6 protein-coding genes are annotated in these 6,702 nt (G+C 66.1%); 3 read left to right on the plus strand and 3 right to left on the minus strand.

Going from position 1 to position 6,702, the window contains the following annotated elements:
* Window positions 1-119: 119 nt before the first annotated feature.
* Complete coding sequence (locus tag AYJ54_RS30105) at window positions 120-1,571, plus strand: glutamate synthase subunit beta (RefSeq protein WP_063704753.1); 1,452 nt, start codon at window positions 120-122, stop codon at window positions 1,569-1,571.
* A gap of 198 nt (window positions 1,572-1,769) precedes the next feature.
* Here the strand turns inward: AYJ54_RS30105 and AYJ54_RS30110 are convergent, their stop codons facing one another.
* Entirely contained in the window at window positions 1,770-3,512 is a 1,743-nt protein-coding gene (locus AYJ54_RS30110) for an outer membrane beta-barrel protein (RefSeq protein WP_063704755.1), read from the minus strand.
* A gap of 192 nt (window positions 3,513-3,704) precedes the next feature.
* Between AYJ54_RS30110 and AYJ54_RS30115 the strand changes: the two genes are divergently transcribed.
* Window positions 3,705-4,712: a KpsF/GutQ family sugar-phosphate isomerase gene (locus AYJ54_RS30115; protein ID WP_063704757.1), complete on the plus strand. Its 1,008-nt coding sequence runs from the start codon at window positions 3,705-3,707 to the stop codon at window positions 4,710-4,712.
* 245 nt (window positions 4,713-4,957) lie between these two features.
* Here AYJ54_RS30115 and AYJ54_RS30120 read toward each other — a convergent pair whose 3' ends face one another.
* On the minus strand, window positions 4,958-5,512 hold the full coding sequence (locus tag AYJ54_RS30120) for a carboxymuconolactone decarboxylase family protein (protein ID WP_082905912.1): 555 nt from the start codon (window positions 5,510-5,512) through the stop codon (window positions 4,958-4,960).
* An 83-nt stretch (window positions 5,513-5,595) separates the two neighbouring features.
* Here AYJ54_RS30120 and AYJ54_RS30125 point away from each other — a divergent pair, with 83 nt between their 5' ends.
* Window positions 5,596-5,925, plus strand: a complete 330-nt coding sequence (locus AYJ54_RS30125; RefSeq protein ID WP_063704760.1) for a winged helix-turn-helix transcriptional regulator — start codon at window positions 5,596-5,598, stop codon at window positions 5,923-5,925.
* A gap of 182 nt (window positions 5,926-6,107) precedes the next feature.
* Here AYJ54_RS30125 and AYJ54_RS30130 read toward each other — a convergent pair whose 3' ends face one another.
* Window positions 6,108-6,551, minus strand: a complete 444-nt coding sequence (locus tag AYJ54_RS30130) for an NfeD family protein (RefSeq protein WP_063704762.1) — start codon at window positions 6,549-6,551, stop codon at window positions 6,108-6,110.
* Window positions 6,552-6,702 lie beyond the last annotated feature (151 nt).

A 6,702-nucleotide genomic window follows, 5' to 3' on the forward strand; every position in this document is an offset into this window, starting at 1 on the left:
CGACAGCCTGGATTGCTTCGTCGCTTCAGTGCAAAATTGCTTCGCAATTTTGTCACGAGCTCCTCGCAATGACGGTGAGGAAACAACAAACCAATTAAGCGGCAGGGACTACGGGTTTAATGGGCAAGGTCACGGGTTTTCTCGAAATCGAACGGCACGATCGCAAGTACACCCCGGTCGCCGAGCGCTTGCAGCACTTCAAGGAATTCGTCGTGCCACTCAGCGAGCGTGAGCTGCGCGACCAGGCCGCGCGCTGCATGAATTGCGGCATCCCCTATTGCCATGGCACGGGCTCGGTCGCGCCCGGCACGCCCGGCTGCCCCGTCAACAACCAGATCCCCGACTGGAACGATCTGGTCTATCAGGACAATTGGGAAGAGGCCTCGCGCAACCTGCACTCGACCAACAATTTCCCGGAGTTCACGGGGCGCATTTGCCCGGCGCCGTGCGAAGCGTCCTGCACGCTCAACATCGACGACAACCCGGTCACCATCAAGACCATCGAATGCGCGATCGTCGACCGCGCCTGGGACAATGGCTGGCTGAAGCCGGAGGTCGCCGCGGAGAAGACCGGCAAGAAGGTCGCGGTGATCGGCTCGGGTCCGGCTGGCATGGCCTGCGCGCAACAGCTCGCGCGCGCCGGCCACGACGTGCATGTCTACGAGAAGTACGCCAAGGCCGGCGGACTGCTCCGCTACGGCATTCCCGACTTCAAGATGGAGAAGGGCATTATCGACCGCCGCGTCAAGCAGATGGAGGCGGAAGGCGTCACCTTCCACTACGACAGCCATGTCGGCGCTGACGGCAGCGTCGATCCGCGCGAGCTGCTCAACCAGTATGACGCGATCGCGCTGACGGGTGGCGCGGAAGCGCCGCGCGACCTGCCGATCCCCGGCCGCGACCTCGACGGCATTCACTACGCGATGGATTTCCTGCCGCAGCAGAACCGCCGCAACTCTGAGGAGCCGCTGAACGGCGTCAGCGAGATCCTCGCCGGCGGCAAGCATGTCGTCGTGATCGGCGGCGGCGATACGGGGAGCGACTGCATCGGCACCTCGCTGCGCCAGGGCGCGAAGTCCGTGACCCAGCTCGAGATCATGCCGGCCCCGCCCGAGCGCGAGAACAAGGGCCTGACCTGGCCGAACTGGCCGCTGAAGATGCGCACCTCCTCGAGCCAGGCCGAAGGCGCGATCCGTGAATACGCGGTGCTGACGCAAAAATTTTCCGGCGAGAACGGCAGGGTCAAGAAGCTGCACTGCGTGCGCGTCGACGACAAGTTCAGGCCGATTGCCGGTACCGAGTTCGAGCTCGACGCCGAGCTCATCCTGCTCGCGATGGGTTTTGTGCATCCCGTGCACGAAGGCCTGCTCAAGCTCCTGTCGGTCGAGCTCGATCCGCGCGGCAACGTCAAGGCCAACACGCTGGACTACCAGACCTCGCGCCCGAACGTGTTCTCGGCGGGCGACATGCGCCGCGGCCAGTCGCTGGTCGTCTGGGCGATCCGCGAAGGCCGCCTGTGCGCCCGGTCGATCGACATGTTCCTGATGGGGAAGACGGATCTGCCGCGCTAGCTGCTCGCGCCGCGGCTGGATTTGAAGGAAGCTGTCATCGCCCGCGAAAGCGGGCGATCCAGTATTCCAGAGACAGTGACGCGATACGGAGAGGCCGCGGCGTTCTGGGTGCCCCGGTCAAGCCGGGGCATGACGCCGGGATGAGTGGTGAGAGCGCCGCCAAAGGTGCCGCACGCGCTCAAGCGCGCCCCACCGCCCTCAATTCTGCAACCTCACGCCCAGCATCACCACCGTGCCCTGCGAGCTCGATCCCGCCTGGTTCGAATCCAGGATGTCGTGGCGGAGCGTGCCCTTGAGCCAGACGTTGCGGTTGAGCTTGTAGATGAGATTGCCTTCGATCGAGTAGGTCTTGTCGTTGCGGTTCTGGTCCTGATAGTCGTACGTGCCGAAGGTGAACCTGCCGACCGCTGTGAGCCAGCGGCGGAAGTCGTGATCGACTTCGGCCGCGTAGGTGTGCACCAGCACGCCGGAGGAGCCGGGAACCGTGGTCTCGGCGATCTGCGTGTCGGTGAAGAATTTCACGGTGGTCAACCCGCTCGCGTTCCAGATCAGCGAGCCCGCGGTCAAGAAGCCCGAGAGCTGGCTGAGGCGCGGGTCGACATAGTTGCGCGCGGAGTAGCCGACCGAAATCTCGCCGGTGAGAATGCGCGTGAACTCGAAGGTCGAGCCGACCCTGGCATAGCCGCCCGATGAATCGCGGAAGTAGCCGTTGCGGTCGGCGGCCTGATCGTGCACGCGGCTGTCGCCCTCGATCTCGACGAACGGCTTCAGCCCCGGTTTGAGCTCGTAGGAGAAACGCCCCACACCGCCATACTGGTTGAAGTCGCGGTCGTCGTTGCTCGACACCGTGCCGTCGGTGAGCTTGGAGTCCGTATACGCCGTGCGGTCGACGGTGGCGCCGGCCGCGACTTCGAAGCGATTGAAGGTCTGGTCGAAGCCGACGGTGGCGCCATAGGTGGCGTAGACCGGATATTTCTGCAGGCCCGCCTGCACGTTCGGGCTGCCGGGATTGTCGGTGGCGAGCCGCAGGCGGAGCTGCGAGGTCAGCTTGAAGTCGCGGTCGACGTCGATGCGGCCATCGACATGGCCGGTGAAATCGGGGCGGTCGACGTCGACCGGCGACGGCGAGGCGAAGCCGTCGATCGTCGCCGGCATCTGGTTGCCATAGCCCGAGAAGGAGCCGCGCAGGTCGGCGACCAGCGCGTGGCGCTCCCAGTCGGACACCACCAGGAGGTCGGGCGCAACCACATAGACCGGCGAGCCGACCGGCTTGTTGAGGCGAGCCGGATTGGTGTCGTAGCCGGCGGAGAGCTCGAGCCCGCCCTTGATCAGGAAGCTGCCGGCATAGTCGCCAACGGCGCCGAACGGATCGTCATCGGCCTTGAGGCGGCGGCGCAAGGGCTGGCCCGGCACGCTGCCGGCCATCGCCGGCGGCGTCGGCGCCTTGTGCGCGGTCTCGGATGGCGGCGGCGCGATGCGGGGCGGGCCGAGGCTTGTCGCCGGCATCGCAGCTGGCGCCCGCGAGCCGGGCCCGGGCGCGCGCTTCGGCTTCGGCTGTCCCGGATAAAGCTTGGGCTGCTGCCGCTTGCGATTGAGCGAGTCGTAGCCCGAACCGGCGGCGCCATTGGCGGCGGGCAGCCCATAGGTCGGGACCTGGCCGACGCGCGAGGTCGCCGGCGTCTGCTGGCTCCTGCGCGGATCGGCGCTGGGGTCGGGCAGCGCCGGCAGCGCATCCGACGGCGCCTGCACGACACCGGCGGTGCGCCGCGTCGGCAGCGTGTCAGGCGAGACGAAGCCACCACGGGCGGGATTGAAGAGGTCGGGCGTGAGGCTCTGGGCGGCCGCCGGCGCGCTTTCGAGCGCGGTCAGCAGCAGGCATGGCAAAGCGGCGCGAAAGAGCTGCGCGCGTTTGCTCCGGCCTCTACCTGGAGGCGACACCACGATGGAATTACCCCAACCAAATCAAGCACTTCTTCGACGGTCCATCGCCGGGCGGCAGGAACCATCGTTAATGGAGTTAAAACAATTATGGTTAATGAGCCGTTGAAGGGTTTTGGCGCGCGTCGCCTCGCGGACTGCGGCGTGCTAATGAGGCGCCAACGGGCAGATCGCCCAACCTCCCTGGATCAGGACATGCCGAGCTCGAAACCGCTGATGACCGCATCATCCGGCCCCACACCCGCCAGTGTCGAATCCGCGCTCCGCACGCTGGAGACGGAAAGCGGCGGCATCAACGCGCTCGCCGCGGCGCTGAAGGGACCGCTGGGCGCAACCTTCGCAGCAGTGGTCGATCTGATCCGGCAGGCCAAGGGCCGCGTCATCGTCACCGGACTCGGCAAATCCGGCCACATGGCACGCAAGATCGCGGCGACGTTGGCCTCGACCGGCACACCGGCTTTCTTCGTGCACGCCGCCGAAGCCGGCCACGGCGACCTCGGCATGATCACCGCCGACGACGTCATCATGGCGCTGTCCTGGTCCGGCGAGCAGCCGGAGATGAAGAACATCGTGAACTATTCGGCGCGCTTCGCGATCCCCATGATCGCGGTGACGTCGAACCCCGCCTCCTCGCTCGGACAGGCCGCCGACATCGTGATCGAGCTGCCGAAGGCGCGCGAAGCCTGCCCGCACAATCTGGCACCGACCACCTCGACCCTGATGCAGGCTGCGATCGGCGATGCCATCGCGATCGCGCTGCTCGAGGGCCGCGGCTTCACCGCGCTGGAATTCGCCCATTTCCACCCCGGCGGAAAGCTGGGCGCCATGCTGAAATTCGTCCGCGACTACATGCGCACGGGCGCGGAGATCCCGGTGAAGCCGGTCGGCACCAAGATGTCGGAGGCCGTGGTCGAGATGTCGGCCAAGGGCCTCGGGTGCGTCTGCATCGTCAACGATGCGGGCGAGATCGCGGGCATCATCACCGACGGCGACCTGCGCCGTCACATGCGGCCGGACCTTTTGACTGTAACGGTCGACGACATCATGACGAAGCAGCCCAAGACCGTGCCGCCCTCCATGCTCGCCACCGAGATGCTGGAGGTGCTGAACGCGCGCAAGATCACGACGCTGATCGTGGCCGAAGCGAACAAGGTCGTCGGCATCGTGCATCTGCACGATCTGTTGCGGGCGGGCGTGGCGTAAGGCACGCTGCCTTCACCTCGTCATTCCGGGGCGCGCCCTCTCGGGCGCGAGCCCGGAATCCATCGCGCCCCGGAGTTTGTTTCTCTATGGATTCCGGGCTCGCGCCAAGTGGCGCGCCCCGGAATGACAGCGAGAATGTCGCGCCCATCTCCCTCCCCTCCGTCATTGCGAGCGAAGCGAAGCAATCCAGACTGTCTCCGCGGAGGGATTCTGGATTGCTTCGCTGCGCTCGCAATGACGGGTGGTTAGACCGTTGGAAACCTTGCCGCCTCCTCCTCCAGCGGCAGCCGCAGGCCGTTCGCGAGATACGACACCGTGCGGTAGAAGCCGCACAGCAGCATGATCTCCAAAATCTGCGCCTCGTCATAATGCGCCGACAGCGCAGCGAACTCCGCGTCGCCAAGTGTCGCGCGGTGATGCAGCGCATCGGCAGCCGCGATCAGCGCCTGCTCGGCCAGCGACCAGCACGATGACGTCGCATCACCCAGCACGGTGGCGCGGACCTGGTCGTCCGTGAGCCGGGCCGTGCGAGCGAAGATCGCGACATGCACGCCCCATTCATATTCGCATGTGTTCAGCGCGCAGGTGCGGTCGATGACGATCTCGCGTTCCCGCAGGCTGAGCGGGCCGGGATCGAGCAGGCCGCCGGCGCGAAACTTGTCCCAAGCACGCGTGTGGCCCGCCATCACCCGGAACAGCATCAGCGGCGGCGCGCCGCGCATGATGCGGTCGAACTGCGCCTTTATCTCCGGGGGATAAGGCGGATCGAGCGGCGCGATGCGCGGCATCGAGGGTGACATGGCAGATGACATTGGCTGCCTCCTTGCTACAATTATTATAGCACAACGCTACATTATCCGTAGCAAGACGCAAGAGGGCCGCGATGGCGAAACAGGCAGCATCACGGGACCGGCGCGTGCGCGGCTCGCGCACAGGCCGACCGATCATGGCGCTGCTCGACCTGTTGGGCCGGCGCTGGAGCTTGCGGATATTATGGGAATTGCGCGACGCCCCCCTTACCTCGCGCGCGCTGCGCGCGGCCTGCGACGAGGCTTCGCCGACAGTGCTGCAGGCCCGGCTGGACGAATTGCGCGAGGCGGGGTTCGTGGAGCTGGGCGAGGCCGGAGGTTATGGGCTGACGCCACTGGGGCAGGAGCTGTGCGAGACGTTCATGCCGCTGCACCGGTTTGCGGAGAGGTGGCGGAAGATTTGAAGCAAGGAGTGACCACCCTTCCCTTCTCCCCTTGTGGGAGAAGGTGGCGCGCGTAGCGCGCCGGATGAGGGGTCTCTCTCCGCAAGCTCACTGCAGCAGATTCATTCGCGGAGCGAGACCCCTCACCCGTCTCGCCGCTGCGCGGCGAGCCACCCTCTCCCGCAAGGGGAGAGGGTAAAAAGTCATGCTGCCGCCACCGTCAGATTCGCACCATCGACCTGCACCACCTTCACACGCGTCCCGGCCGGTGTATCCGGGCCCGCGACGCGCCAGACAGTGTCGCCGATGCGCACCGTGCCGCTGCCGTCGATGATCGGCTTCTCCAGCGTGAACTCGCGCCCCAGCAGCGCCTCCGTGCGCTTGTTGAGGAACGGGCTCGAGCTCGCATCCAACTTCTGCCGGGCGAGGCGGCGCCACACCGGCACGGCGGCCGCCGCGAATAGCGCGAACATCACGAGCTGCGCCTGCCAGGCTGGATGAAAGACAAACGAGACGAGGCCGACGAGCAGTGCCGCTAGCCCGAGCCAGAACAGAAACACGCCCGGGGCGACCACCTCGAGCGCCACCAGGATGAAGCCGAAGATCAGCCAGTTCCAGGTGCCGAGCGAAACGAACATGTCGGTCATGACACGACCTCTTTGTATTGGCGCATGCCCTTATCGGAAAACCGGTGTCCACTTTTCCGGGTCATGCGCCGAATTCTACTGCGGCGACACGGATGGCGGCGTGGGACCGGACGGCGGCACCGAGCCGCGGCGGGCGGCCGCGGCAGCGGAC

Source organism: Bradyrhizobium centrolobii (assembly GCF_001641635.1).
GTDB classification, from domain to species: domain Bacteria; phylum Pseudomonadota; class Alphaproteobacteria; order Rhizobiales; family Xanthobacteraceae; genus Bradyrhizobium; species Bradyrhizobium centrolobii.

Excerpts from the sequence above, each read along its gene's own strand:
- AYJ54_RS30115 (WP_063704757.1), top strand. The coding sequence starts at position 3,705 with ATGCCGAGCTCGAAACCGCTGATGACCGCATCATCCGGCCCCACACCC.
- AYJ54_RS30120 (WP_082905912.1), bottom strand. The coding sequence starts at position 5,512 with ATGTCACCCTCGATGCCGCGCATCGCGCCGCTCGATCCGCCTTATCCC.
- AYJ54_RS30130 (WP_063704762.1), bottom strand. The coding sequence starts at position 6,551 with ATGACCGACATGTTCGTTTCGCTCGGCACCTGGAACTGGCTGATCTTC.
- AYJ54_RS30125 (WP_063704760.1), top strand. The coding sequence starts at position 5,596 with ATGGCGAAACAGGCAGCATCACGGGACCGGCGCGTGCGCGGCTCGCGC.
- AYJ54_RS30105 (WP_063704753.1), top strand. The coding sequence starts at position 120 with ATGGGCAAGGTCACGGGTTTTCTCGAAATCGAACGGCACGATCGCAAG.